We start from the raw sequence: 26669 nt of genomic DNA, 5'->3' as shown, positions 1-26669 counted from the left end.
AAATCTATTTTCTTTTCTTTACGATAAATTTTGAAGTACGTTTATTTTTACGTGTCTTCTTACCCTTTGTTGGGAATCCCCAAGGAGTAACAGGATGGCGTCCTCCTGAAGTTTTACCTTCACCACCGCCATGAGGGTGATCTACAGGATTCATTGCTACACCTCTAACATGCGGTCTCCAACCGAGCCATCTATTTCTACCTGCTTTGCCTAAATTAATATTTTTTTGATCCGGGTTAGATATACTACCTATAGTAGCTTTACAATCTAAAGGTACTAACCTAAATTCACCTGATCTTAATTTAATCTGAGCATACCCTGAATCTTTACCCACTAGATCTACTGCAGTACCTGCAGACCTTGCAATTTGACCACCCTTACCTACTTTCATTTCAACATTATGTAAAGTAGTACCGATAGGAATGAATTTTAAAGGTAAACAATTTCCTATTTTTATATCAGCATCTTGACTTGATATTACTCTATCACCTACGGATAATTTTTGCGGTGCTAGAATATAAGAATATTCCCCATCTTCATATTTTATTAAAGCAATAAAAGCAGTTCTATTAGGGTCATACTCTATTCTTTCAACAATAGCAGAAATATCTATTTTATTTCTTTTAAAATCAATAATACGATATAATTTTTTGTGTCCTCCACCTCTGTGCCAAGAAGTAATTCTACCTTGATTATTTCGTCCACCGGTTTTAGATATACCTTTGGTCAAAAATTTTAAAGGTCTGCCTTTCCATAAACTAGTTTTATCAACTTGAACTAACTCTCTAAGAGAAGGAGTAATTGGATTAAAGTTTTTTAAAGCCATTTATTTAATTCCTCCGGCAAAATCGATATTATGGTCTTTTTCTAATGTAACAATAGCTTTCTTTCTATTGATTTGAGTCCCTATAATTCCTTTAGATCTTTTCTTCTTACCTTTAACGTTTAAAATATTCACTTTTTTTACTTTTACTTTAAATATTTCTTCTATAGCCTTTTTAACGGTAAGTTTTTCAGCAAATTTATCTACATAAAAAGCGTATTTATTTTGTTCCGAAAAGGTTGTAGTTTTTTCTGTAATAATAGGTTTTCTAATTAAATCGTAGTATTTATAAGAACTCATCTTAACCTCTCTTCTAAAACGCTCACTGCTTCTTGTGATAATAGGACATATTCATGTCGTATTATATCATAAACATTTGCTCCTATTGGTGGAACAATCACAGTATTATAAATATTTTTTGCAGCTAAAGAAAAATTAGTATCTACTTCATTTCCGTCTATTACAAAGAAACTTTTCCCTTGAAATTTGTTTAATATATTTACAAGAACAGAAGTTTTAGGCTTATCTAGCTTTAAAGAATCTATGACTAATAATTTTCCTTCAGCGAATTTCTCGGATAAAGCATGAATTAAACCAAGTTTTCGTACTTTTTTAGGTAATTTTGTTGCATGACTACGTACTCTAGGTCCGTGAGCTACACCACCACCACGCATCTGTACCGATCTAAGGGAGCCTTGTCTTGCATTACCTGTACCTTTTTGCTTAAAAGGTTTTTTTGTGGTTCCTGATACTTCTGATACTGTTTTAGTTTTATGGTTACCGGACATTGCTTTAGCTCTCTGCCAATCAATAACCTGCTTTATTATATCATCTCTGATAAATTCAACAGCAAATATATCTTCGTTTAAGCTAATCTTACCAACTTCTTCATTAGCAAGACTTAATAGTTTAGTTTTCATCTTTATTTAACCTTATACAGTCTTATATATAACTTTTATATAAATAATATTGCATGGCGTTTTGTTAATTTGATAATCTTTAACCTCAACAAACACGTCTAAGAGGTTATCAGTAAACAAATTTTAACCGATAATTTAATTCATTTACTGATAGCCTCTAAATATCTATTATACAGTTATTGAAATCTTTTTTATTGCATCTTTTACTGAAAGATACGAATTTTTGTGACCAGGTATACTACCCTGAATCATAATAAGCTTACGCTCTTTATCAACGGCAAATATTTTCAAATTTTGAATAGTAACCTGGTTACATCCCATATGACCAGCCATTTTTTTGCCTTTGAAAACCTTTCCTGGATCTTGCCTTTGTCCTGTAGAACCGTGCGAACGATGGGATATAGAAACACCGTGAGAAGCTTCAAGACCTCTAAAATTATGTCTTTTCATACTACCAGCAAACCCTTTACCTATAGTAGTTGCCGTTATATCCACAAATTGTCCTGCCGTAAAATGATCTACTTCTAGACTTGCTGCTATATCAATAAAATTCTCTTCAGAAATTCTAAATTCTTTTAATTTAGTTTTAGGAGATACTTTAGCGTTAGCAAAAACTTGTTTCATAGACTTGGTTACTCTAGATATTTTTTTATCTTTTATACCTATAACCAAAGCATTATATCCATGTTTTTCTAGAGTTTTATGCCCTACCACTTGACAATCATCAACTTTTACTAATGTCAAAGAAATTCTTTCTCCTTTATCATTAAAAACACTAGTCATCCCAATTTTTTGAGCAATTATACCGGTTCTCATTTATTCCCCACTCTCTAATTCAATCACTACATCAACACCTGCTGCTAAATCAACTTTACTTAAAGCATCAACAACCACCGGATTTGGATTATCTATAACTAATAATCTTTTATGCTTTCTAATTTCAAATTGCTCTCTTGACTTTTTATGTACATGAGGAGACCTATTTACGGTAAATCTTTCAATTTTTCTAGGTAACGGAATAGGACCATTAATGTTAGCAAATGTTCTTTTAACAGCACTAACTATCTCTTTTGTAGCTTGATCAAGACTACGGTGATCAAATGATTTTAAACGAATTTTGATTTTATTTTTCATTCAGTAAACCTAATATTTAAACAGCAAGATGTTTTTCAGACATCTTAAAATATAAATACCTATTATTAAAAAATAATAGGTATTTATAAAATCAATTAATTATTTATTTTAGTTACTACGCCGGCACCCACTGTTCTACCACCTTCACGTATAGAGAATTTTAACCCTTCCTGCATAGCAATCGGTTTAATTAATTCCACTGTAAAAGTAGCATTATCTCCAGGCATAACCATCTGCTTATCAGCAGGCAATTTTATTGTACCGGTAACGTCTGTTGTTCTAAAATAGAACTGCGGACGATAGTCATTAGTAAATGGGGTATGACGTCCACCTTCTTCTTTACTAAGCACATATACTTCAGCTTCAAACTTATCATGCGGTTTTATGCTACCAGGTTTTGCGAGAACTTGTCCTCTTTCAACTTCTTCTCTTTTTGTACCGCGTAGTAATATACCGACATTATCTCCGGCTTGTCCTTCATCAAGTAATTTTCTGAACATTTCTACACCGGTACAGGTAGTTTTTTGCGTATCTTTTAGACCAACTATTTCAATTTCCTCACCTACCTTAATTATTCCTGACTCTACTCTACCGGTTACAACAGTACCTCTTCCTGAAATAGAGAATACATCTTCTATCGGCATTAAGAAAGGTTTATCCGTAGCTCTTACAGGCTGCGGTATATAGCTATCTACTGCATCCATTAACTCATTAATAGCTTTTTCACCTTCAGGCTTTCCTTCTAAAGCTTGAAGTGCAGAACCTTTAATAATAGGTATTTCATCACCCGGGAAACCGTATTTTGATAATAATTCCCTTACTTCCATCTCTACTAGTTCTAATAGATCAGGATCATCCACCATATCTACTTTATTTAAGAATACTACCATAGCAGGGACACCTACCTGTTTTGCTAGTAATATATGCTCTCTAGTTTGCGGCATAGGACCATCAGCAGCAGAAACTACTAATATTGCACCGTCCATCTGAGCGGCACCGGTTATCATGTTCTTTACATAGTCAGCGTGTCCCGGACAATCTACGTGTGCATAGTGTCTATTTTTAGTCTCATATTCTACGTGTGCAGTAGAAATAGTTATACCTCTTTCTTTTTCTTCAGGAGCAGCATCAATTTGATCATACGCTGTAGCTTTTGCTCCACCTGTCTTAGCAAGTACTATAGTTATTGCTGCTGTTAAGGAAGTTTTACCGTGATCTACGTGACCGATCGTACCTATATTAACGTGCGGTTTAGTTCGTTCAAATTTTGCTTTTGCCATGTTATTACTCTCTACAATTAGGTTTAATACAAGTTAACTTTTTATAAGTGCATTTTTTGCTAAATATTATTTGTTACCACTATCTCTGGAGCGGGTGATGGGAATCGAACCCACACAGCCAGCTTGGAAGGCTGGAACTCTACCATTGAGCTACACCCGCATTGTGGCACTGTTAATAAAATAATTATCAAAGCTATTTTGTTAACAATGCTATATCAATTTTATTCAGATTTATAAATATACACAATTATGTTTTATTTTTAAATAAAATTAAACATATATACATGAATCTTTTAAAATAAAATGATACGCTTCCCTGAACCATTTAAGTGGTGGAGGGAGAAGGATTCGAACCTTCGAACGCTTACGCGGGCAGATTTACAGTCTGCTGCCATTGACCACTCGGCCACCCCTCCTAAAGAACTTTACTGTATTAAATAGACTAATTCACTGTAAAATACAATATCTAATTAGTATTAGGACTTAATAAAACTTCTTGCCGAATCATCAAATAAACAAATAGCAGCTTGCACATTTATTTAGTTGTAACCTTCTATAATAAATAGTAGTTTCTGTCAAGAACAAATTACTGACGGTTTTCAATAAGATGCAAAATAAAAAACTTGATTCTAAAAATTGTTATTATATGTATGGGAAACATCCTGTATTTTCTGCTCTAAATAATCCAAAACGTCAAATTGAAAATATTTTATGCACTAGGGAAATTTTTGATACAAACAAAACATTAATAGGTACTAGATCTTATGAAATTGTTAATAACGATATTTTATCTAAATTACTGGAAAACCAAACACATCAAGGAATAGCTGCAAAAGTTAGACCAATTTTTTCTTACACTCTAGAGGACGTAGATATAAAAAACCCAAAATGTAAAATTGCGATTCTTGATCAAATAACAGACACACAAAATATTGGAGCAATTATTCGTAGTGCCGCTGCTTTTGATATAAATGCTATAATATTACCTCAAGATAATTCTCCAAATGAAAGCGGCAGCATTGCTAAAGCGGCTTGCGGTACTTTAGAATTAATACCTATCATTAAAGTTACTAACTTACGCTCATGTATGAATTATCTTAAAAAACACGGCTTTTGGATTATAGGTCTAACAGGTTCTACAAATGACTACTTTACCGATAAATTAATTTCCGACAAAATGGCATTAGTATTTGGCTCAGAAGATAAAGGCATGCGAAGATTAGTCGAAGAAACATGTGATTATTTAGCCAAAATCCCTATTTCTAAGAGAGTAGAAAGTCTTAATGTATCAAATGCCGCTTCTATAATTTTTTATTCATTACATAAATAATATTTTTAATAAATCAAATATTGTTTTTTATTTACTTCGATATAAATATTTAGTCTACTAAAATTAAAGTCATAAACTTATTATTATATCAATTAATTTGAGAGAAAAGTCATGAAAAGGGGACCAAATGAACAAATTATCGAGAGTTTTGAAAAATAATTAGACATATTTATAAATGAACTTACAGAAGAAGAGATAACAACGGCTATATTAAATAATTTTTTTGATAAAGTGATCAATAATCTCAAGAATGAAAGATTAATTAATGATACTATATTTGATATATACTTCTTTAACTTGAAAAGTTGGAAAATGAATATTTAGATGAGCGAATAATCAATGTTCTTATGGATAATTAATATCTAATACTACCAATTCTTCAGGTAAAAGAAGTATATATCAAGGTAAAGCAGTAATTACTAAACCTATATATTCCGATTATATAGAATCTTCTGAACCTAAATATAACGAACATTGGCAAAAATTTTATAGTTTTAATCGTAATCTTATGATAGAAAGCACATTAATATTTATTGCTAAGAATCTAAAAAAAGCTTCTTTAACAGACAAATTATATTATAGCTTTGCTAAATTAGCCCAGCAATTAGATTTGAATGTAGTAAGTGATCATTTTATGAAAAAAATAGATAATTATATAACATTTAACAATTTATGAAAAATTACAGAACCGAAAGCGATTCTTTTGGAGAAATTCAGATAGAAGAAAAATTTTATTGGGGAGCTCAAACTCAAAGATCTTTAGAAAATTTTAAAATAGGCAAACAAAAAATGCCTGAAATTTTAATTCGTGCTCTTGCTATTTTTAAAAAATGTGCAGCACAGGTTAATTATGAGTTTGGTGATTTAGAAGCTAAAATAGCTACAAGTATCGATAAAGCCACTGATAGAATCTTAGAAGGTGAATTTGAGGATAATTTTCCTTTAGTAGTTTGGCAAACAGGTTCAGGTACACAAACAAACATGAATATGAACGAGGTTATTGCCTCTATTGCTAATGAAGAATTAACACGCAAGAAAGGCGGCAAATCTCCAGTACATCCTAACGATCATGTTAATAAAGGACAATCATCCAACGACTCTTTTCCAACCGCTATGCATATAGCCACCGTACTTGCAACTAAACAGCAACTTATACCGGCTTTGAATAATTTACTTACCTCTTTGCAAGACAAGTCAAAAGATTGGGATAAAATCATAAAAATAGGACGTACCCATTTACAGGATGCAACTCCTTTAACTCTTAAACAGGAATTCTCTGGATATATTACACAAATAGAGTATGCTTTAGAACGCATAGAAGATGCACTAAAAAAAGTTTATCTACTTGCTCAAGGTGGAACAGCAGTCGGCACAGGTATTAACTCAAAAATAGGCTTTGATATAAAATTTGCTGAGAAAGTGGCAGAGTTTACTAAACAACCTTTTAAGACGGCTCCTAATAAATTTGAAAGTCTAGCTGCCCACGACGCACTAGTAGAATTTTCAGGAACTCTTAATACTATAGCAGTTAGCTTAATGAAAATAGCAAATGATATAAGACTGCTCGGCTCCGGTCCAAGATGCGGTCTTGGTGAGCTGCATTTACCTGAGAATGAACCCGGCTCTTCGATTATGCCAGGTAAAGTAAACCCTACCCAAGTCGAAGCTTTAACAATGGTATGCAGTCAGGTGATGGGAAATCATGTTACGGTTACTATTGCCGGCTCAAACGGACATCTTGAACTTAACGTATTTAAACCTGTAATAATATACAATATCCTACAATCTATAGAGCTGTTATCCGATAGCGTAAATAGCTTTGTTACTCACTGTGTTAAAGGATTAGAACCCAATATAGCACGCATTAATGATTTACGTGATAAATCTCTAATGCTTGTTACAGCTCTTAATCCGCATATAGGCTATGATAATGCTGCAAAAATTGCTAAAGAAGCTCATAAGCACGGAATAACTTTAAAAGAAGCAGCTAAAAAACTCAATCTTTTATCCGAAGAAGAATTTGATAAAATAGTAGTACCCGAAAAAATGGTTAGTCAATCCTAAGTTTTATACAAGGATATTAGTTTAAATTATTAATATCACTGTACAAAATCTTATGGGAGTGTTGAGCTATGAAGAGTAAAAGGTTTTAATGTGATAAAAAAATAAGAAAGTAAAAAATGTCAGAGCATCAAATAACAATGGTCAGTTTAGATGAATTAGTTAGCCCGGAACATCAATATCGTAAATTTAAAAGTTAATTTAATTTCAAAGCAGTTGCAAGAGAGTTATTAGCGATAGAAACTGAAGCTAATTATAAAGGCTATGGAGCATTGAGGTTATTTAAATGTTTACTTCTACAATTTATGGAAGACTTATCTGATCGAGAATTAGAACGTTATTTGGCTGATAGTAATGCCGGCAAATGGTTTTGTGATTTTGCTCTTACAGAGACGACTCCAGATTATAGTGTGTTTAGTAAAATACGTAAGAAAATAGGTACTAACTTACTATCAAAAATATTTGCAAACTTTAGAGAACAACTACGAAAGCAAGGTTATATGAGCGAGGTATTTACCTTTGTAGATGCCTCTCATTTGATCTCAAAAGCTAGTCTTTGGACAGAACGTGATGAGTTGAGGAAGCAAAAATATGACAAGCTAAATAATGAGACTTTGCCCAAAGTTGCGAATGATAAACAAGCTAAAATTGGTTGTAAAGGAGGTAATAAGTTTTGGTATGGTTATAAAAAACATGTTAGCGTTGATATCCAATCAGGGATTATTAATAAGGTTGCAGTTACCCCTGCAAATGTTACTGGTAGCAAAGGTTTTAAACACGTTATGCCACGCTCCGGTGCTGCATATGTAGATAAAGCATATTGTACAAAGTCTACCAAAGATACAGCAACTAGGCAAGAAGTGCATCTTTGTGCTGTAAAGAAAAATAACATGAAAGATAAAAATTTTGACCTTGATAGATATTATACAAAAATTAGAGCACCTTTTGAAAGAGTATTCTCACAAGATAATAAACGTGTCAGATATATTGGTATTGCCAAAAATCAATTCTCGGAATTTATGAATGCTATATGTTTTAATTTGAAACGCTTAACCGTTTTAACGGCTAGCTAATATTATAATGGATAACGCATAGATAATAACAAAATCTCCACTGATTTTTACTAATTTTGTATATATACTTCTTTTACCTGAAAAATTGGTAGTATTAGATATTAATTATCCATAAGAACATTGATTATTCGCTCATCTAAATATTCATTTTCCAACTTTTCAAGTTAAAGAATATACTGAACAAAAATTATCTTAATCTTAAACACTATTTCTTCCAAAAAAATATCCTTCCTATAATTCTCTACTTAATTTCTTATCTCTCAACACTTCCATTAAATGTTTTCTTATCCCTTCATCACTCAGTAATAACACTTTCGATATCTCATCAATACTATAGCTATCATCATACATGAAAACAGCTTTGATTCTATCACAAATCCTCTTATCCCTTTCGCTTCTATGGTAAAGCTTTAATTCTTCTTTTTCTACTGATGTTAATTTTCTATAAATCCATTCTTACTTAATAACACTTGCTGACTTCTTTGACAATTTTTCATTTACTAGAGGTATATAATGCTGAAATGCAACATTTAATAAATCTTGATCAGGAAAAGAAAAATCACATTTTGAATTTTTTAAAGTTTCTAAAAGCATATTTTTTAAGTTTAAAAATACTATCCCGCTATTTTTATAAGAATGAGCCATATTTCTTTTACACATTTGTTTAAGAGAATTCAAATCATGCAACACTACAATATCCGCATCAAGATATAATATAGAATCTAGATGAGGAAAGATTTGATCAAAATATAATCTATACATTACTAAACTAGACCAATTATCCGAAAATTTTATTTTCTTATCGGCTAAAGCTTGATTTAATATATTTTCAGGAAAAGTAGAAAAATCTATAGAATAATCTCTGATATATTTCATGGAAGCTAATTTTTCCATTGATTCTTGACTAACAGGGTCATTAGAATCCATAACAATATGCAATCTATAGAAACTATCTAAATCGCTATTTAGTAAACTAGAGGCTATTACTGCACCGGCATGAATAGCAAACTTATGGCAAGTTTATAATCAGTTTGTATAGGTTTTTCATTAAAAGATGACCTGCCTAGTAAGTGAATTAAGCTAAGCCTATATAAACATCTAGCAGTAAGTTCCGGTATATTAAGAGAGATTAAACTATTTAAAAAAGGAATCTCATCCGCTGTATAACCGCTATAATATTTTAGGAAATCATCATCATTTTTTATTTCTTTTACTTTTTCTTCGTGACCTAAAATAATGAGTTTAGCTAAATTAATCGCAGCTTTTTTAGTATATAAAGTATCTAAACCGTAACTACCGTTTTTAATCGCTTTATATTGCTGAACTAAAGTAGCATTTTTGTCTAGATAAAGACGTAGTAAGCAATCATAACCCTTTGCTACCTCTAAACGTACCATTCCGTCTTCTACTTGAAAAGAGCAAATTTTTTCTAACCTTGCTTTATCTCTTGAGTTTAGAGATTCGCTATCTTCTAATTGCTCAAGTGCTAGATCAAAATTTAATTGATCTCTCGTACGAGACATTTATATTTATAAAAAATTAATGTACGGCTTTTAACAATTAATAACAAAAAGAGCAATAATTATTAGGCTCTGTGAAGATTTCTAAAAAGATTATAACTATTTTTTCTTTCTCTTCTTAACTTAAATCATATATAATTTAAACTATTCATTTTATTATCGAGTATGGAGAGCAAAAAATTCGCTAAATTATATCCTTATCAACAATTGTCAGGTGAGGTTGTTGCATGACTCGAAAAACCTACTCGATGTCATTCCCGCGTGGCATTGTTGCATGGATCGTTTTTTCCGTCATTGCCAGGAAATTACGTAAGTAATTGACGAAGCAATCCAGTAAAAAATTCTGATTTACAGAATTTTTTTATTATTTTTAATGCGTTCCCGCGTAGGCGGGGGAATCCGTCATGTGGGCTATAAAATTAACAAATATATAAATTCATGTTAAATAACTCTCGTTTATGTATTATTTGGTTGTTTGGGCTTATTAGCGGTTTTAATCTAATGATTACCGGTAATACTTTAAATTATTGGCTTGCTAAAGAAGATATAGCACTGCAAACAATCGGTGTATTATCATTCATAACGCTTCCCTACTCTATTAATTTCTTGTTAGCACCGATTTTTGATGCAGTGCAAATTAAATATTTAAACAAAATATTCGGTCATAGATTATCTTGGATTTGCTTAACTAGTACTGCGTTAATATTTCTTATATATATTTTCAGCTTTCTAGATCCTCGTATTAATCTAGTATTATTTACCTTTACGGCTTTAATTATTTCTTTTTTTAGTGCAGCCCAAGATACTATATTAAGTGCTTTAAGAACGGAAATAGTACCTAAAGAATCGCTTGGGTTTACTTCAGGAATATATATATTCGGTTATCGGGTCGGTATGCTTTTAGCCGGTTCCGGGGCTATTTATTTATCTATTTATTTTACATTTAATGAAATATATAAAATCTTTGCCGGCTTAGTATTTATTTATTTAATTTTACTTATTTTAGCTTCTAGATATACTAATTCCTTTGGTCTCGTTGAAGAAAAAATATGTCATTCCCGCTTCCGCGGGAATCCAGAAAACAACCAAAATAAGAATGAATTTTTTATAAAACGTTATTATTCTAATGTCTTAAAGATCTTTCTGGATTCCCGCTTCCGCGGGAATGACATCAGCCTCGCATACTTCATTATTCTTATATTAATTTTCCTAGTATTATATAGATTACCGGATAACTTAATCAATGTTATGATTAATACGTTTTTGCTTCATCTTGAGTATGATGCTTTTGAGATAGCAAGTGTTGGAAAGTTTTGGGGTGTTGTAGGAGCTATAATCGGCGGACTACTCGGCGGCTTTATTATGAAACATACAAATATATTAAATAGTATATTTTTATTTGGGATTATTCATGCTTTAGGACATATTTTATTTATTTTTCTTGAAATAAACGGTAAAAATTCTTTACTATTATTTATCACGATAGGAATAGAAAGTATTACCGGTGGTATGACGATGACTGCTTATATAGCTTTTATTTCTTCGCTATGCCAAGGTAAATTTCGAGCTACTCAATATTCTTTTCTTTCGTCGATGATGGGGATTTCGCGCTCAATTTTTCCTATAATTTCAGGCTATATGGTAGTAAATTTCGGTTGGCAAAATTTCTTTTTATTTACTACTATTATAACTATCCCCGCTTTGTTAATATTATTAAAAATAAAAACTAAATTACAATGAATGATATATTAAGTGCTTTTTTACATGGTATTGTTTTAGCTCTTGGTTTAATAGTGCCGCTCGGAGTACAGAATATTTTTATATTCAATCAAGGAGCAAAACAGCCAAAATTTAGCAAGGCTTTATCTAGCATCATTGCAGCCTCAATATGTGATACTATTCTTATATGTATGGCAGTTCTTGGGGTATCTTTATTAATTCTTGAAATTTCTTGGTTAAAATTATCTATATTTATTGTTGGATTTATTTTCTTAATTTATATGGGATATAATACTTGGAATCAGCCGCCTATTGACCTTACAATGAATTCCGAGGCTTTTTCAGCTAAAAAACAAATTTTATTTGCTATATCGGTGTCAATATTAAATCCTCATGCTATTATGGATACGATTATAGTAATAGGTACTAGTGCTTTAAAGTATAACGGTATTGCAAAAATTATGTTTACCTTAACTTGTATATTTATATCTTGGATATGGTTTTTTTCTTTAGCAGTTGCAGGTTATAATATCAGAAAGCTAAATAAAAGTAGTACGATTTTAACCATGATTAATAAAATAGCTGCTATTATTATTTGGGCAGTTGCTTTTTATATTGGAGTACAAATATTGTATGAAATCGGTTTTATTAACTAGAAATATTGAAGAAAATAATGAAACTATAAAAGAAATAAGTAAATATAATTTAGATTTACGTTATATTCATTGTCCTTTAATTAAATATGAAGCTCTAGATTTTAATATTGATATTTTAGATAATTACTCAAATATAATAATTACTAGTAAATACGCAGCAAATATCTTAGCCGGTCATAACTTAAAACAAGATATTTGGGTAGTAGGTAGTAAGTCAAAACGATTATTAGGCAAGAAAGTAATTTATACTGCTAAAAACGTGGAAGATTTGATTAAGCATTTTCCTCCTGATTTATATGAGCAGACTATATATTTATCTTCAAATGAAATTACTAAAGATTTGCCTAATAAAATAGCTAGACATATCATTTATAATGTAGAATATTTGAATGAGTTGCCGTTATCTGTTATAAAAGAATTTGAAAATAATATTAGATATCTTTCTAAAGTCGCTTATAGAAAGGAATTTAAAGGAAACACGGAACGCAGAACCGCAGCGTACACAAGCGTACGTGAGGATTCGAGTACCGGATCGACGTATAAATTACCTCTAGAAGTAGAGTTTGGGAAGATGTCTATTGATTTCATATTACTTTATTCTCAGAATAGTGCTAAAACTTTTTTAAGATTATTACTTCAAAATAATTTACTAGAATATTTACAAGATAGTTTAGTTGTAGCTATAAGTTTGAAAGTCGCAAATATAGTTAGACCTTTTATAAAAAATGTGGTTTATTGTGATGATCAAAACCCTAACGATATAATCAAGTTATTATCCGAAAATGCAAAAATTTGATAGTTTATTTAAAAGCAAAAATATCTTTTTTATAGCAATGGTAATATTCGTCTTATCTTCTTTTACTTTTTATCATAATAGAGCCGATATTTTAAAACTGTTTAAAAGTGAAAATAAAGATTTAAGTCAAATTCCTGATCAAGTAGTAGAAAATAAAGAAAATACTGCAGAAGAAAAGGAAGCAGCCCCTCTATTATCTACTAAGTCGCTTTTAAATTACGTAAGTTCTTTAAAGTTCCCTGAAGCACCGCCTGCACAGAAACTAGAAACTATTTCAGTCTCATCCAGAGATAAAGAGCAAGAAGCAAAGCCTATGACTAATAGGAGAGCGACGAGTGACGATGTAGGTGGATGGGGATCAATTGACTATATTAATTATTTATTAAATGTAAATCTATTAATATATAATTTCATGCAAGATAAGGATTATAGCAAAGAACTAAAAACCTTATATTTCAACTGGTTACCTCTAGATATAAAGAATATTTTAACTAGCCTAGAAGCATATAATAATAATTATCTTTTCTCGAAATCAAGTAGTACGGAAGTAATTTTTCCTACCAACCATAAATGGTTGGAGAAATTTATCAAAATTGAGAAAAAACCTTCTGCTATGATAATAAAAGAACAAGATAAAGCTCTAATTTTAGAGAAATTAAACTATCTAATCGATTTTCTTTATTCAGAAAAATTTATGCAGGAGTTTATAAATAAAGATGTTTAGGTTATTATTAATATGTGCTACTTTTTTACTGCTTTATTTCGGGTTTACTTTAATAGAGAGCTTTGATTCAAAAGTTTTTATTAGTTTATACGATTATAATATTGAGACTACTTTGTTCTTTAGTCTTATTTTAGGGTTATTATTATTAGTTTCTTGTTTTATTGTAATTAGATTTCTAATATTAATTATCGATTTACCGTCTAAAATACATAATATTTTTAATAAACGAAAAGTTAATCATGATAGATATACTTTAATTTTAGCTTTTGCCGAATATATTATGAGTAATAAAGCTAAATCTGCTTCTATTGCCTGCAAAAATTTATCTTCTGAAGATCTAAAAGATTCTCAAGAATTCCATAATTTAATCTTAGCCGTAACTGAAGAGGATGTAGATAGAAAAATTTCCTATTTTCAAAAACTTATTACATCTAAAGAATTTGTTTTTTACGGTAGCAAAAACCTAGCAAAACTTTATTATGATAAATCCTTGTATGAGAAAGCAGAAAATTACGCAACAAAGGCTTATAATTTCAATGAACTTGATAGTGACAATTTAATTACTTTAATGCGTTGTTATGCTAGACTTTCTCTATGGACGAAATTTATTTTTATAACAAATAAGCTCACAAAATTTCATAAACATGAGTCTATGCCGGAAATTGCTGAGTATTATTTATTAGCAGCAAAGCAAGAAGTAGAAAGTAATAATACAGCTAATGCTATAGATTATTTGGAAACAGCTATAGATTTAAATTTTTATAACGATGAATTACTAGAATTTTACTTTAATTTAAATGATAAGCTTAATGTTAATAAAAAGACCAAAATATTAAAAGATGCTTTTCGTATTATCCCTTCTTTAAAATTAGTGCAGCTATTTAAAAAATTTACTTCTCTATCGGATAGGCAAATTTACGAAGAATTAACTCAAGAGTTAGATGCTAAAAAAGATGAAATATTAATTTTGGCAATAGAAGCTTATTTAGAATTATAGGTGTTGTTGTATCATGTCATTCCTGCTTTCGCGGGAATGATATAAAACAAGCCATGCAACAACGCACTTCGCTACGGCCTTGCTGCGTGGAACGGTAAAACCCACTGTGTCACCTAGTTCGCTTGACCACGGCGTCCATAAAAACAATAAAGAATACCTAATATTTTAGTATTTTCAACTGGATCCCATGGTCAAGCCACGGGATGACAGAGGTGAAATTGAGTCACGCGGGCAACGCCTACTCGCAATGACGGATAAGATAAAACTAATATAAAAATAGTTTCTTTTGGCTCTTACTAATTTCTTCATTTACATTGTTATTATGGTGATGATAATTAGATTGGATCGTTATTAAATAATCACTTATTGCTTTAGAAAATTCTTCAGTTTTATAACGAAAGAAATGGTCAGCCCCATTGATAATTTTATAATCAACTTTAATATGGGATTGTTGCTTAGATAATCTATTTGCTAGGTCTTTTACATCATCTGCCGATACTATACTATCATTATTTCCCTGTAATATAAACCCTGGGATGGGACAAGGTGAAAGGAAAGAGAAGTCATATTTATGAATTGTATTAACCGGCGGCGAAATAGCAATAAAATGATTTATTTCCGGACGTCTCATTACAAGCTGCATAGCTATCCATGCTCCGAAAGAAAAGCCTAATATCAGATTAGACTGAGCATTTGGGTTATTCTGCTGTAACCAGTCGAGAGCTGCCCCAGCATCAACAACTTCACCGACTCCATTATCAAATTTACCTTGCGATCCCCCTACTCCTCTAAAATTAATACGTAAGACGGTATAACCGTTATCTGCTAAAATTTTATAGGTATTATAAACTACTTTATTATTCATATTACCCTCATATAAAGGATGAGGATGAAGAACTAATGCAATAGGAGCATTAGGCGAGGTAGCTTTTGCATATCTTCCTTCAATGCGCCCTTCCGGACCGTTAAAATAAATTTGCGGCATAATTATTCATAATATTTAATTTGTTCGATATGATATTTTACCACTTTTTCTTATTAGTGCAACTATTCTTATATTTTAAAACACTATCACTAAATAATTGATTGTATTGACGCATGCCGCCATATATACTAAAATAGCGGATAATAACTGAATGGAGCTATATTATGAATACGGTAGATATTAGATTACGTGTTTCAGCAGATACAAAGACAGAAGCAGAAGAAATATTTAAGCAAATGGGGATGACTATGTCGGAAGTTATGAGGATATTCCTAAATCAATGTATAAATAGCGGTGGTTTGCCTTTCAAACCACATATTAAGATTCCTAATAAAGAAACATTAGAATCATTTAAGCAAGCAGAAAACGGTAAATTTGAAAGCTATAATTTAAAACAGTTTGAAAAATTTTTAGACGACATCGCTAAATGATCGTCATTGCGAGCAGGCATTGTTGCGTGGATCAATTTCACCTATGTCATCCCGTGGCTTGACCACGGTATCCAGTTAAAAATACTAAAATTAGTAGTGTTTTTTATTGTTTTTATGGACCCCGTGGTCAAGCCACGGGGTGACATAGTGGGTTTTACCGGTCCACGCAACAATACCTTGCGAGCGACTGAAAGGAGTGTGGCAATCTCAGGACTTTGGCACGAGATTGCTTCGTCAGAACTTACAGTTTTTCTTCGCAATGACGAAAAAGATGTTAATACTATATGACCTAAGAAAATACTGCTCTCTCAACTGCATCCGCACTATGTTGCACTAAATCCTTAGCGATTTCTTTAGTAATCATCTTTTTTAGAACGTTTTTAAGCTCTTGTCTAACGCATCCAAGCATTTGCGGTTCTGCTACAATAATCAATTCCTTATATTTAGCTTGATCAGCAGCCATTATTTTTTCTAAATGTTTAATAACGCTCCTTGCTGCTTCTTTATGTTCTATATCTTTTAGCGAAGTATGCGGCTCAAATAACGAAGCCGGTGTAGATTTATTTTGGTAAAGGCTTTGTCTTTTTTCTCTATGGTGGTGATGCTCCTCTAAATCCAAAGATAATTTTAAAGGTTTATTAGTAGTAATTTTAATCCCCAACGCGTCGTAAAGCATCATTTGCTTACTATCGATAACTGCAATTAATTTTAACGGTGCTGTACTTCCCATAAATACCTCCATAAGAACTATACTAATTATTTTTAAAACCTAATATTAATTTAATAATTTTTGCTTTTCACTGTTAATAATTTGCTCAACCTTGTCATTAAGTATACGTACGTCAGTTTGCTCTATTTCTTCTTGTTCTATTACACCTATAATCTTTACCTTTATAGTCCCCGGCTGCTTAAACCAAAAGCCTCTAGGCCAAAATAAACCGGCATTATGAGCCATCATTACAATTGGAACTTTAGTAATTGAAGCAAGCTTTACGGCACTCGGCTTAAATTTCACTGTTCTATCAGGTGGGACTTTGGTTGATTCCGGAAATATTATCAACCATAATCCTTCTTTTATTTTTTCCTGACCTTCTCTTAAAATCTGAGCAACCGAGCTATTAGTACCACGGTCAACCGCAATAGGTTTAACCATCCGAAGCCCCCAACCAAGCAAGGGTATATTAAATAATTCACGCTTTAATACCCAAGAATGTTTAGGAATAATCAGTTGCATAAACATTTGATCCCAAAAGGATTGGTGATTAGACACGACTATTGAGATTGTTTTCGGTAATTTTTCAAGCCCCTCTACTTTATATTTAAGACCGCAACAAATTTTTGCAAGCCACACAAAAGCATAAGAAAAAATAATGGCGATTCTATATCTTATTTGATAGTTGACATTGAAAAATGTTACGGGTATGTAACATATAAGAAAAAAAATAAATGTAAATAACGATAATAATCCGTAAAATGATAAAATTCTTAAACGCCAAAGCATAATTATTAAATAATTATTAATTAAAATGGTATTTATAACATAAATTTATAGCGAGTAAAATAAATAAGGTATTATAATGAAAAAAACTGTTCTTTCCGGTGTGCAAGCGACCGGTTCTTTACATCTCGGTAATTATCTCGGTGCAATTAAAAACTGGGTTAAAATGCAGGAAGAATATAATTGCTTTTTCTTCTTGGCAGATTTGCATGCTATAACCATAGAACATAGACCAAGTGAGCTTAAAAAATCTATTATGCAAAGTCTAGCAATATATTTAGCATCAGGTCTTGACCCTAATAAAGTTACAATTTTTGCTCAAAGTATGGTGAAAGAGCATGCAGAGCTTGCTTGGCTACTAAATTGTGTTACACCGCTTGGATGGTTAAAGCGAATGACCCAATTTAAAGATAAAGCCGGTAGTGACCAAGAAAAGGCTTGCCTTGGATTATTTTCCTATCCGGTTCTTATGGCAGCGGATATATTGATATATAAAGCCGATATAGTACCTGTTGGTGAAGACCAAAAACAGCATCTAGAACTAACAAGAGATATTGCAGGGGTGATAAATAGAAAATTTGATAAAGAAATTCTAAAAGTTCCTGAACCGCTAATTAATGGTTCAGGTACAAGAATCATGAGCTTACGGGATGGATTAAAGAAAATGAGTAAATCTGATATATCTGATTTCGCTCGTATTAATTTGAAAGATGATAATGACCTTATTCATCAAAAAATAAAAAAAGCCAAAACTGATCATTTAAGCTTTGTTAGCTATGATAAAGAAACAAGACCGGAAATTAGTAATTTATTAGATATTTATAGAAGTTTATCCGAAGAAAGTTTAGAAAAAATAATCAATAATTATCAGAACCAAGGTTTTGCAAAATTTAAAGAAGATTTAGCAGAAATTATTATTACAAATCTACAACCGATACGTGATAAATATTTAGAATTAATGAATGATAAAGAATATTTATTAAAAATACTGCACAAAGGAGCAGAAAAAGCAAGAATTAGAGCTTCTGAAACGGTTAACGAAGTGAAAGAGCAATTTGGATTTGTAATTTAAATTTATATATTTCAAGATTTCCCTTGAAATATATAAGATTATTTGGTATGAATCTTCTTGGATAGGTGGCCGAGCGGTTTAAGGCACTAGTCTTGAAAACTGGCGTACGGGCAACCGTACCGTGGGTTCGAATCCCACCCTATCCGCCAGCATTAAATATCTTATGTTAGTTATTTACCTAACTTTTTTAGTAAAAATTCTTTCGTTTCTTGATTTTTTAATATAGTTTGTTTAACGTCTTGGTTTATAGTGTCTTCAGGATTTAACTCTAGTGCCTTATTTATTGTTTCAAGAGCCAAATCATACTTACCCATATGTGATAAAACTATTGCTTTATCTGCGTAAGCATTTGCCTCGTTAGGTGCTAATTCTATAGCCTTATCAAAGCTTTCTAATGCTAAGCTATATCTCTTCAGGTTATTTAAAATCATACCTTGAAAAACAAATAAGTCAGCATTAGTATTATTTAATTTAATAGCGTTATCAGCTGCTTCAAGTGCTAGTTCATATCTTTCAAGCCTATTTAATGCTATACTTTGACTAAAATAAAACTCCCAATTATTAGGGTTTCTCTCTATAGCTTTGTTATAAGCTTCTAAAGCTAAATCAGTCTTTCTTAAATTATTGTAAATTGAACCTTTAATATAGTATGCATATGAATCATTGGAGTTTAATTCAATAGCTTGATCGCAAGCTTCAAGTGCTAAAGTATATTTTTTTAATATACTTAAAGCTGTATATTTACATTTATATAAAGTGCTATCGTTAATTTTTATTTCTTTTGCTTTATTACAGGATTCGAGTGCTAAGTTGGGCTTATTTAATGCGAGCAAAGCTATGCCTCTATATTTATAAGCCTCAATTTCATTAGGATTTAACTCTATCGCTTTATTTAATGCCTCAAGTGCTAACTCTGGCTTATTTAAATTTAATAAACCTAAATCTTTAAAGAGATATAAACCTGAATCTTTGGGTTCTAATTTTATAGCTTTACTAAAGCTTTCGGTAGCTAATTCAAATTGCTTTAAATTACTTAAAGTTAAACCTTTTTCTGCATATGATTGTGCAAAGTTAGGATTTAATTTTATAGCTTTATTATACGATTTTAGTGCTAAATCATATTGACCAGCATAATAACGCCAGTTTAGGATAAGAAGAGTTTAAGATTATCGAAAAAAGAGTTTAAAATATTAGTTTTAGTAATATTAAAAGCATTAACACAAGCTAGAATATGAACTAAAAAATTAGTAGGTGATCGATGCCTTGAGTGTTCAAGATTCATATTATTTTTTAGGACATTAAATACTGACTCAACCAACGACCTTTTTCTAAGCTGTATTTTATCTTCCATTTCCAATAAATGATTCTTCATATCTTTTCTAATTCCTGTAAATAAGCGTAATCCACGACCTAATAATTTAGTAAATAATTCCTTAGAAATATATCCCTTATCACCAAAGAGTTTACCTTGTAATCCATCAGTTATATCGTCTGCTACCGATAAATCACTATTATTTGCTTTGGTAATTTTGATCGCCATAATCGCTCCCTTATTGTTAATTACTATATGCAACTTAAACCCCATAAACCATCCATAACTACTCATCCCTATTTTAGCTATATACTTCTTTAACTTGAAAAGTTGGAAAATGAATATTTAGATGAGCGAATAATCAATGTTCTTATGGATAATTAATATCTAATACTACCAATTCTTCAGGTAAAAGAAGTATACCACTAAATACTTTATTGCTATTTGTACGTTTTGTATGACATATCGATAATTTAGTTGAATCTATGCAATAAATTCCTGTTTCCTCTCCTCTAAATAGTTGCAACATTATAACCAAGCGGTAGAATTAATCTTGACCATAATTGTATTATTCGACTATAACTTGGTAATTTAAAATAACCTCTATATTTATATGATAAGTGATATAAATAATAATTCTTAAAATCTTTGCACGGCGATATATAAAAATATAATACGATAGTTAAAAGCTCTGAAAGGCTTAAATTCCCTTCTCTCCGACGTTTTCTATCTGTCGGTATTAATTTTTGCTTCTCCCATTCTTCATATATTTCACAAAAATTGTCTAGTATATAAAATAAAGTTGTGATACATTTTTTCATTGTCGGGTTCTTGTTTTTTTGTTGAAAAACTTCAGTAACCCAACACTCTTAACTTGTCAATACTTTATTCTTATTCCATGCTTCTCTTCTTCCTTATCCTAAATTCGCGTTAATAGTACTTTGCACCCTGTTTATAATACTCTATAAAAGTATCACTTATATCATATGCTTTGGCTTTACTTATCGGTGGAAAAATTAATAATAAAGCAGAAAGTAAAAATTTAAGATACATAAGATTTACATCCCAATTATCTTTTTTAATAATAAAATTATATATCACTAAATTCTCTAAATTCTATTTATTACAAGTATTAGTTTATTGAATAAAATACTAATCAATCCAGTTGCTCCAACATCATTTTAGCGGCTTTTATGGCTGATTCTTTTGAGGTTTTTGTATTTGTAGTTTCAGTATGGAAAGTTATTTTACTGCCGGCGAGATTACCGAGCATGAAATCGGTTTGTATATTATCCGCATCTAGATATTTTGAATAAGCAGCAATCGGTGTACGGCAATTAGCATCTAGATATTCTAAAAATGCTCTTTCGGGTTTTATTAGTTCAAAGGTAGGAATATGATTAATTTGGTTACATATCTCAAGCATAGCATTATCATTTTGTCGTATTTCAACTGCAATGACTCCCTGCCCTATACATGGTAACATCTGTGAATACTCTATCAAATGGCAATATTCCGGATTAAACGCCCTGAGCCTTTTCAGCCCTGCATATGCTAGAATCGTTGCATCAACTTCACTGTTCATTAGCTTTTTTATTCTTGAATCAACATTTCCCCTAAAAACCATTACCTTTAAATCCGGTCTTATTTTTTGGATAAATGCTTTTCTTCGTACTGCCGAGCTACCTATTACGGCATTTTGCGGCAGCTCTTCTATGGATTTATAATTTAAACATACAAAAACATCTCTGGGGTCTTCACGCTCTAAAACGGCAGCTATTACTAGCTCTTCGGGTATTCTACCGGGTACGTCTTTTAAAGAATGAACCGCTAAGTCAATTTTTGTATCAAGCAACGCTTGCTCTATTTCCTTTAAAAATAAAGCTTTACCTCCTATATCGTATAATGGTTTATTTTGGATTAAATCACCGCTAGTAATAATGGGTACTATTTCACAATTAATATCAGGAAAAAATTGTTTGATTTGCTGAATAACTAAATTAGTTTGTATTAAAGCAAGCGGACTTTTTCTTGTACCTATTCTGATAGAATTTGTCATTTGTTTTCTACTATTTCAAAAGGGCTGGTAAAGCTTAAAACATTACTGTTTATAATTACTCCATGATTCATAATAATTGGATGATTTACCTCTCCATGACCTATTCCGTGAGCTTTATAAGCTTCTATATGTGGAATATGATTTAAACAAAAACTTTTTATGGCTTGTTCTACAAATTCATCCCCTTTAGTAAAATCACCGAAAATTATTGCTTCTATACATTCAAATATACCGGCATTTTTTAATTGAACTAGATTACGATGTATGACATAACTTTTCTCATTAATATCTTCAAGCAGTAATATATTACCCTTTTTTAAATCAATAGAAGTTCCTATTAATTTGCTAAAAACTGTTAAATTGCCGCCTGTTATTTTACCGGTTATATTTTCCTCACTAATTTTATTTATAGGTGTAAGTTGTATTTCGCTCTTTTTCCCTTCAAGAATATCTATTATAGGCATAATAGCCTGATTAGTAGGCGGTAGTAACGAGGTTAATACTGAACCGTGTATAGTTGGGATATTATAATGGTTATTTAGTAATAAATGCAAAACGGTAATATCGCTATAGCCCATCAGGATTTTCTCCCCTTTTTGCTTTATATTAAAACAATCTTCTACAAATTCACTGCATCCATATCCACCGCGAAAAGCCCAAATTATTTTAACCTGCTCATTTTCCATAGCTTCTTTAAACATTCTCAGCCTTTCCTCTTTAGGAGCCGCGAAAAAGGGCAATTCATCACCTAAAAAAATCTTATCATCTATTAAAGTTTTAAAACCATGTAAAGCTAGTATTTTAATAGCTTCTTTTAATTTATCTCTAGCATCCGGACAACCTGATGCCGGTGCTATAATTGATATCAAATCTCGTTGTTTGTTAAAAATAATTTTTTTCATAATAATGTCATACCGTGGCTTGACCACGGTATCCAGATAAAAATGTTAAAAAGTACACGCTATAAGTTGTTTTTATAGATACCGTGGAGGGGCCACGGTATGACAGCAAAAAATACTGGATTCCTGCGATCAACGGAATGACATTAAAATTATAATAGTTATACGAAGATCAACTTCAAAAAGAGTAATCGGTTCACAAGCCGAGGAACGGAAGCCGTTACTTAATACGTGAGTACCGCAGATCTTGTAAAACGACGACGCCAATTTTTGAAGTTCTATCTAAGTATAAGGCATCGTGAAAATAAACTGGGTCTTGCCCTGTTTATCGTTTTCTGCCCCAATTTTTCCGGCGTGCAGTTCTATTACTTTCTTACAGAGAGCAAGCCCTACTCCTCTACCTCCTGCCGGTGTACGTGTTTTAGAGCTTACGACAAATACACCGAATATGGTTTGTAATTCTTCTTTCGGCACTCCTATTCCATCGTCTTTTATACTGAATAAAATACTATCTTTCTGCTTTTGTAAATCAATTTTTAGTATTCCCTCACTACAATAGCTGAGAGCATTAATTATTAGATTATCAAATGTATGTTTAATATAATGAGGATCACAGTCAAATATTATATTCTCTTCAATATCAGATACAAAATTTAATGTTTTGCCGTTTAGATATAGTTTCTTACATATTTTAATCCTTTCATGTAGCAATTCGCTTAAGTTTATATCTTCTTTATTTAGTTCATAATTAAGACTGGATAATTTTGAAAAATCTAGAATATTATTTATCAAGCTATTTAATCTAATAGAGCTTTTAGCTATAATCTCTACGGCACCACGACGCTGATCTTCATTAAATTTATCATAATTAGCCCATAAGGTTTCACCAAGGCTAATAATACCGGTTAGCGGTGTATTGATTTCATGGTTTATATTACGTAAGAACTCATGTTTCAAATCAAGTAACTTCTCTAATTCCTGCTCTCTATAATTAACTCTATTACCTAAATGAGTATTTTTTAGGTTAACTAATCTTTCTTGCTCCTGCCTTGGTTTTAAGAATACTATTAAAAGGCTACTAAATAAGGTTAGGAAATATATTACTTTGAATTGAAAACTATCTATGCTAATTAATAACTTCTCATCCATAAAATATTTATAAAACTCTATGCTGGCAAACACGCCTGTAACGGTCATAAGTAAAGTAGCTTGCCACCTGAATATCGTTGCAATTATAAGTAAGTTAATTATCGAACACATTAATTGCAACTGATCAAAACTATTTGATATAACAAGTAAACTACCGAAAAATATTAATATAACGAAAGTAGCAACAAACCAAGATAAAGATATAATATAATTCTTTTTAAATTTTAAAGACCATAAAGGATAAGTGATTAATATTGCAGCAGTGATAAGGGTGGTATGGTAAATAATATTATATATACTTCTTCAACATGAAGAGTTGTTAAAATGATTAGGCACAATGGTTTGAAAATTGTCATTTACCAATGAAGAAATTTTATTTTTATATATTTTTCAATATTTTCAAAAAATATTCGTATAGAATCAGTAAATGTCTCAAAATTCGCATAAAATTTATTGTTACTTACAACAGAATGCATAAATTCCCACAGTCGTTCAATTGGATTCAAATTAGGACTATATGCTGGCAAAAATAGTAACTCTATTTTACTGTATTGTAGATATTCTTTTACCTTTTTTGACCTATGATATCCAGCATTATCGCATATCAAATAAATCTTACTTTTATCTTGATTATTTGCTTCTAATTCCTTTAAAAATTCAATAATATACTTCTTTTACCTGAAGAATTGGTAGTATTAGATATTAATTATCCATAAGAACATTGATTATTCGCTCATCTAAATATTCATTTTCCAACTTTTCAAGTTAAAGAAGTATATAATCACCATTAACCTTAGGATTGTCAGTTGTTACTACCTCTAAATCCTTAAGATTAATAGCACCAATAATATGTTTACGCTTCCAACCACTGAAACTTGGTAATGTTTTAACTACATTCTTTCTAATCCAACCAAATCTTGCTCGAGTTTGGTATTGAGGATGAACACTATCCATAAAATAAATAGACTCATCTTTAGCTAAATTATTTTTTAGCAAACTATATTGCAGCTTAAATTCCTCTTGCTTAGCTAAATCTATTTTTCCAGGAATTAACTTAGGTTTCTTATAACTAAAACCAAGTCTGTGTAACAGCTTGATTACCCCAGCTAATGTATAGATTACTCCATATTGACGTTCTATGAACAAACCTATATCTCTAGCATACACATAATTATTATTTTCTAGATGAACTATTAACTCTGCTTCCTCCTGTCTAGTAAGGTTACTATCACTACCGCCATTTCCAGGCTTAAGCTTCTGAGCATTATGATAATCTATTAAATGTTTTCTTATCCCTCCCCATCACTCAGTAATAACACTTTCGATATCTCATCAATACTATAGCTATCATCATACATGAAAACAGCTTTGATTCTATCACAAATCCTCTTATCCCTTTCGCTTCTATGGTAAAGCTTTAATTCTTCTTTTTCTACTGATGTTAATTTTCTATAAATCCATTCTTACTTAATAACACTTGCTGACTTCTTTGACAATTTTTCATTTACTAGAGGTATATATCTGCTCTCTCTTGCATACCACCTAAAGCTTTCGATAAAATAGCAATTTCTTTTAAGGCAGCTACTATAAGCGTTGCTCTTGCATTTTCGCCCTGCTCTCTTGCTAAATCAATCCCGCTTTTAATAGCAAAGATATTTTTCAACGCTCCTGCTACTTGTAAGGTCACAATATCGCTTGTCACATTAGTAGTAAAATTTTTTGAACCTAGATTATAGGCTATCTTATTTGCTATATCTAAACTTGCAATACTTGCTGAAGCCGGTAAATTTTTAGCTAGTTCTTTCGCTAGATTCGGACCTACAAAAAACGCTGTAGTGCTATGCGGTAATAGAGTTTTTAACCTATCTGAAAATAATTCGGTAGGGGTACGAGCAAAGCCTTTTGTTGCGATTAGAAGAGTATTGTCTTTAGAAATGCCATGAGTTTTTAATAATTTTATTGAGTCATCAAAAGCGTAAGACGGCACTGCAATAATAATTAGTTCAAAATTCTTAATTATATCTAAGTTTGTAGTAGCCTGTAAATGAGCAGGTAATTTAATATCCCCTAAATATTTTATGTTAGTTTTTTTATGTAAAATTTCTTTTGCTATTTCCTCGTCACGTAAAAATAAAGTAACGTTATTACAGTTTTGTGCTGCTAAAGAAGCAAGACTAGTACCAAAACTCCCTCCTCCATAAACCGCAATATTTTTAAATTTATTCATTTTA

The 26669-nt window shown here is 31.2% G+C and carries 24 protein-coding genes, 3 tRNA genes and 6 pseudogenes; 12 read left to right on the top strand and 21 right to left on the bottom strand.

Annotated features, from left to right (window positions below):
• Nucleotides 1-4 precede the first annotated feature (4 nt).
• From rplB to AC5584_RS02980, 8 genes are all read right to left on the bottom strand, one after another.
• The gene (gene rplB, locus AC5584_RS03015) at nucleotides 5-826 is read right to left on the bottom strand and encodes a 50S ribosomal protein L2 (RefSeq protein WP_499216795.1); all 822 of its coding nucleotides are present in this window, start codon (nucleotides 824-826) and stop codon (nucleotides 5-7) included.
• Entirely contained in the window at nucleotides 827-1123 is a 297-nt protein-coding gene (rplW, locus tag AC5584_RS03010) for a 50S ribosomal protein L23 (RefSeq protein ID WP_499216794.1), read from the bottom strand.
• Complete coding sequence (rplD, locus tag AC5584_RS03005; protein WP_499216793.1) at nucleotides 1120-1743, bottom strand: 50S ribosomal protein L4; 624 nt, start codon at nucleotides 1741-1743, stop codon at nucleotides 1120-1122. Before rplD ends, rplW begins: the two co-directional genes overlap by 4 nt.
• Before the next feature lie 168 nt (nucleotides 1744-1911).
• Nucleotides 1912-2559, bottom strand: coding sequence for a 50S ribosomal protein L3 (gene rplC, locus AC5584_RS03000; protein WP_499216792.1), 648 nt, complete (start codon nucleotides 2557-2559; stop codon nucleotides 1912-1914).
• Nucleotides 2560-2877 carry a 30S ribosomal protein S10 gene (gene rpsJ / locus AC5584_RS02995; RefSeq protein ID WP_499216791.1) on the bottom strand — a complete coding sequence of 106 codons (318 nt, stop codon included), beginning with the start codon at nucleotides 2875-2877 and terminating at the stop codon, nucleotides 2560-2562.
• Nucleotides 2878-2972: 95 nt separating this feature from the next.
• Entirely contained in the window at nucleotides 2973-4157 is a 1185-nt protein-coding gene (tuf, locus tag AC5584_RS02990) for an elongation factor Tu (protein ID WP_045803554.1), read from the bottom strand.
• Nucleotides 4158-4243: 86 nt separating this feature from the next.
• A tRNA-Gly gene (locus AC5584_RS02985) sits at nucleotides 4244-4317 on the bottom strand.
• Between the two features lie 170 nt (nucleotides 4318-4487).
• Nucleotides 4488-4573: transfer RNA gene (locus tag AC5584_RS02980), tRNA-Tyr, on the bottom strand.
• A 191-nt stretch (nucleotides 4574-4764) separates the two neighbouring features.
• Here AC5584_RS02980 and rlmB point away from each other — a divergent pair.
• The 4 genes and pseudogenes from rlmB (at nucleotide 4765) to AC5584_RS02960 (ending at nucleotide 8621) form a co-directional block, all read left to right on the top strand.
• A complete protein-coding gene (gene rlmB / locus AC5584_RS02975) occupies nucleotides 4765-5487 on the top strand; it encodes a 23S rRNA (guanosine(2251)-2'-O)-methyltransferase RlmB (RefSeq protein ID WP_499216790.1) in 723 nt (240 codons plus the stop codon).
• Nucleotides 5488-5652: 165 nt separating this feature from the next.
• Nucleotides 5653-6163 (top strand): annotated as a pseudogene (locus AC5584_RS02970) (hypothetical protein).
• The gene (gene fumC / locus AC5584_RS02965) at nucleotides 6160-7551 is read left to right on the top strand and encodes a class II fumarate hydratase (protein WP_499216789.1); all 1392 of its coding nucleotides are present in this window, start codon (nucleotides 6160-6162) and stop codon (nucleotides 7549-7551) included. The pseudogene AC5584_RS02970 and the gene fumC overlap by 4 nt, the downstream one beginning before the upstream one ends.
• 233 nt (nucleotides 7552-7784) lie before the next feature.
• The gene (locus tag AC5584_RS02960) at nucleotides 7785-8621 is read left to right on the top strand and encodes a transposase (protein ID WP_499216929.1); all 837 of its coding nucleotides are present in this window, start codon (nucleotides 7785-7787) and stop codon (nucleotides 8619-8621) included.
• A gap of 507 nt (nucleotides 8622-9128) precedes the next feature.
• Here AC5584_RS02960 and AC5584_RS02955 read toward each other — a convergent pair.
• A pseudogene (locus AC5584_RS02955) lies at nucleotides 9129-10129 on the bottom strand (glycosyltransferase); the annotation flags it as partial.
• A gap of 450 nt (nucleotides 10130-10579) precedes the next feature.
• On the opposite strand from AC5584_RS02955, the gene AC5584_RS02950 reads away from it, so the two are divergent.
• Genes AC5584_RS02950 through AC5584_RS02930 form a run of 5 tightly spaced genes read left to right on the top strand, consistent with a single transcriptional unit; the run spans nucleotide 10580 to nucleotide 15033 of the window.
• Nucleotides 10580-11881 (top strand): AmpG family muropeptide MFS transporter, encoded by a 1302-nt coding sequence (locus AC5584_RS02950; RefSeq protein ID WP_499216788.1) that lies wholly within the window; start codon nucleotides 10580-10582, stop codon nucleotides 11879-11881.
• Complete coding sequence (locus AC5584_RS02945) at nucleotides 11878-12516, top strand: LysE/ArgO family amino acid transporter (protein ID WP_499216787.1); 639 nt, start codon at nucleotides 11878-11880, stop codon at nucleotides 12514-12516. The genes AC5584_RS02950 and AC5584_RS02945 overlap by 4 nt, the downstream gene beginning before the upstream one ends.
• Nucleotides 12494-13312: a palindromic element RPE1 domain-containing protein gene (locus AC5584_RS02940; RefSeq protein ID WP_499216786.1), complete on the top strand. Its 819-nt coding sequence runs from the start codon at nucleotides 12494-12496 to the stop codon at nucleotides 13310-13312. The genes AC5584_RS02945 and AC5584_RS02940 overlap by 23 nt, the downstream gene beginning before the upstream one ends.
• Nucleotides 13299-14036 carry a palindromic element RPE2 domain-containing protein gene (locus tag AC5584_RS02935; RefSeq protein WP_499216785.1) on the top strand — a complete coding sequence of 246 codons (738 nt, stop codon included), beginning with the start codon at nucleotides 13299-13301 and terminating at the stop codon, nucleotides 14034-14036. Before AC5584_RS02940 ends, AC5584_RS02935 begins: the two co-directional genes overlap by 14 nt.
• Nucleotides 14029-15033, top strand: coding sequence for a tetratricopeptide repeat protein (locus AC5584_RS02930; RefSeq protein WP_499216784.1), 1005 nt, complete (start codon nucleotides 14029-14031; stop codon nucleotides 15031-15033). Before AC5584_RS02935 ends, AC5584_RS02930 begins: the two co-directional genes overlap by 8 nt.
• A gap of 265 nt (nucleotides 15034-15298) precedes the next feature.
• Here the strand turns inward: AC5584_RS02930 and AC5584_RS02925 are convergent, their stop codons facing one another.
• Nucleotides 15299-16018, bottom strand: a complete 720-nt coding sequence (locus AC5584_RS02925; RefSeq protein ID WP_499216783.1) for an alpha/beta hydrolase — start codon at nucleotides 16016-16018, stop codon at nucleotides 15299-15301.
• 164 nt (nucleotides 16019-16182) lie between these two features.
• Between AC5584_RS02925 and AC5584_RS02920 the strand changes: the two genes are divergently transcribed.
• Complete coding sequence (locus tag AC5584_RS02920) at nucleotides 16183-16449, top strand: type II toxin-antitoxin system RelB/DinJ family antitoxin (RefSeq protein WP_499216782.1); 267 nt, start codon at nucleotides 16183-16185, stop codon at nucleotides 16447-16449.
• Between the two features lie 44 nt (nucleotides 16450-16493).
• On the opposite strand, the pseudogene AC5584_RS02915 reads toward AC5584_RS02920, so the two are convergent.
• The 3 genes and pseudogenes from AC5584_RS02915 to AC5584_RS02905 all read right to left on the bottom strand — a co-directional run.
• Nucleotides 16494-16607 (bottom strand): annotated as a pseudogene (locus tag AC5584_RS02915) (palindromic element RPE4 domain-containing protein); the annotation flags it as partial.
• Between the two features lie 131 nt (nucleotides 16608-16738).
• The gene (locus tag AC5584_RS02910) at nucleotides 16739-17179 is read right to left on the bottom strand and encodes a host attachment protein (RefSeq protein ID WP_499216781.1); all 441 of its coding nucleotides are present in this window, start codon (nucleotides 17177-17179) and stop codon (nucleotides 16739-16741) included.
• 45 nt (nucleotides 17180-17224) lie between these two features.
• Nucleotides 17225-17950, bottom strand: coding sequence for a lysophospholipid acyltransferase family protein (locus tag AC5584_RS02905; protein WP_499216780.1), 726 nt, complete (start codon nucleotides 17948-17950; stop codon nucleotides 17225-17227).
• Nucleotides 17951-18026: 76 nt separating this feature from the next.
• On the opposite strand from AC5584_RS02905, the gene trpS reads away from it, so the two are divergent.
• Together trpS and AC5584_RS02895 are read left to right on the top strand one after the other, a co-directional pair.
• Nucleotides 18027-19019, top strand: a complete 993-nt coding sequence (gene trpS, locus AC5584_RS02900) for a tryptophan--tRNA ligase (RefSeq protein ID WP_499162953.1) — start codon at nucleotides 18027-18029, stop codon at nucleotides 19017-19019.
• Between the two features lie 59 nt (nucleotides 19020-19078).
• Nucleotides 19079-19168: transfer RNA gene (locus AC5584_RS02895), tRNA-Ser, on the top strand.
• A 21-nt stretch (nucleotides 19169-19189) separates the two neighbouring features.
• Here AC5584_RS02895 and AC5584_RS02890 read toward each other — a convergent pair.
• The 8 genes and pseudogenes from AC5584_RS02890 to AC5584_RS02855 form a co-directional block, all read right to left on the bottom strand.
• On the bottom strand, nucleotides 19190-20170 hold the full coding sequence (locus AC5584_RS02890) for a tetratricopeptide repeat protein (protein WP_499216928.1): 981 nt from the start codon (nucleotides 20168-20170) through the stop codon (nucleotides 19190-19192).
• A pseudogene (locus tag AC5584_RS02885) lies at nucleotides 20164-21152 on the bottom strand (IS982 family transposase). The gene AC5584_RS02890 and the pseudogene AC5584_RS02885 overlap by 7 nt, the downstream one beginning before the upstream one ends.
• Nucleotides 21153-21487: 335 nt before the next feature.
• A complete protein-coding gene (hemC, locus tag AC5584_RS02880; RefSeq protein WP_499216779.1) occupies nucleotides 21488-22390 on the bottom strand; it encodes a hydroxymethylbilane synthase in 903 nt (300 codons plus the stop codon).
• Nucleotides 22387-23292 carry an LD-carboxypeptidase gene (locus AC5584_RS02875; protein WP_499216778.1) on the bottom strand — a complete coding sequence of 302 codons (906 nt, stop codon included), beginning with the start codon at nucleotides 23290-23292 and terminating at the stop codon, nucleotides 22387-22389. The genes hemC and AC5584_RS02875 overlap by 4 nt, the downstream gene beginning before the upstream one ends.
• 279 nt (nucleotides 23293-23571) lie before the next feature.
• Nucleotides 23572-24738 (bottom strand): annotated as a pseudogene (locus tag AC5584_RS02870) (sensor histidine kinase); the annotation flags it as partial.
• A 56-nt stretch (nucleotides 24739-24794) separates the two neighbouring features.
• Nucleotides 24795-25100 carry a transposase gene (locus AC5584_RS02865; protein WP_499216927.1) on the bottom strand — a complete coding sequence of 102 codons (306 nt, stop codon included), beginning with the start codon at nucleotides 25098-25100 and terminating at the stop codon, nucleotides 24795-24797.
• Nucleotides 25101-25203: 103 nt separating this feature from the next.
• Nucleotides 25204-25605 (bottom strand): winged helix-turn-helix domain-containing protein, encoded by a 402-nt coding sequence (locus AC5584_RS02860; protein ID WP_499216777.1) that lies wholly within the window; start codon nucleotides 25603-25605, stop codon nucleotides 25204-25206.
• A 343-nt stretch (nucleotides 25606-25948) separates the two neighbouring features.
• A pseudogene (locus AC5584_RS02855) lies at nucleotides 25949-26665 on the bottom strand (NAD(P)H-dependent glycerol-3-phosphate dehydrogenase); the annotation flags it as partial.
• Nucleotides 26666-26669 lie beyond the last annotated feature (4 nt).

The sequence above is a fragment of the Rickettsia endosymbiont of Villa modesta genome (assembly GCF_964026485.1).
Lineage (GTDB): Bacteria > Pseudomonadota > Alphaproteobacteria > Rickettsiales > Rickettsiaceae > Rickettsia > Rickettsia asembonensis.
The sequence above is the reverse complement of the archived record's forward strand: the minus strand, read 5'-3'. Positions and strand labels throughout refer to the sequence as shown.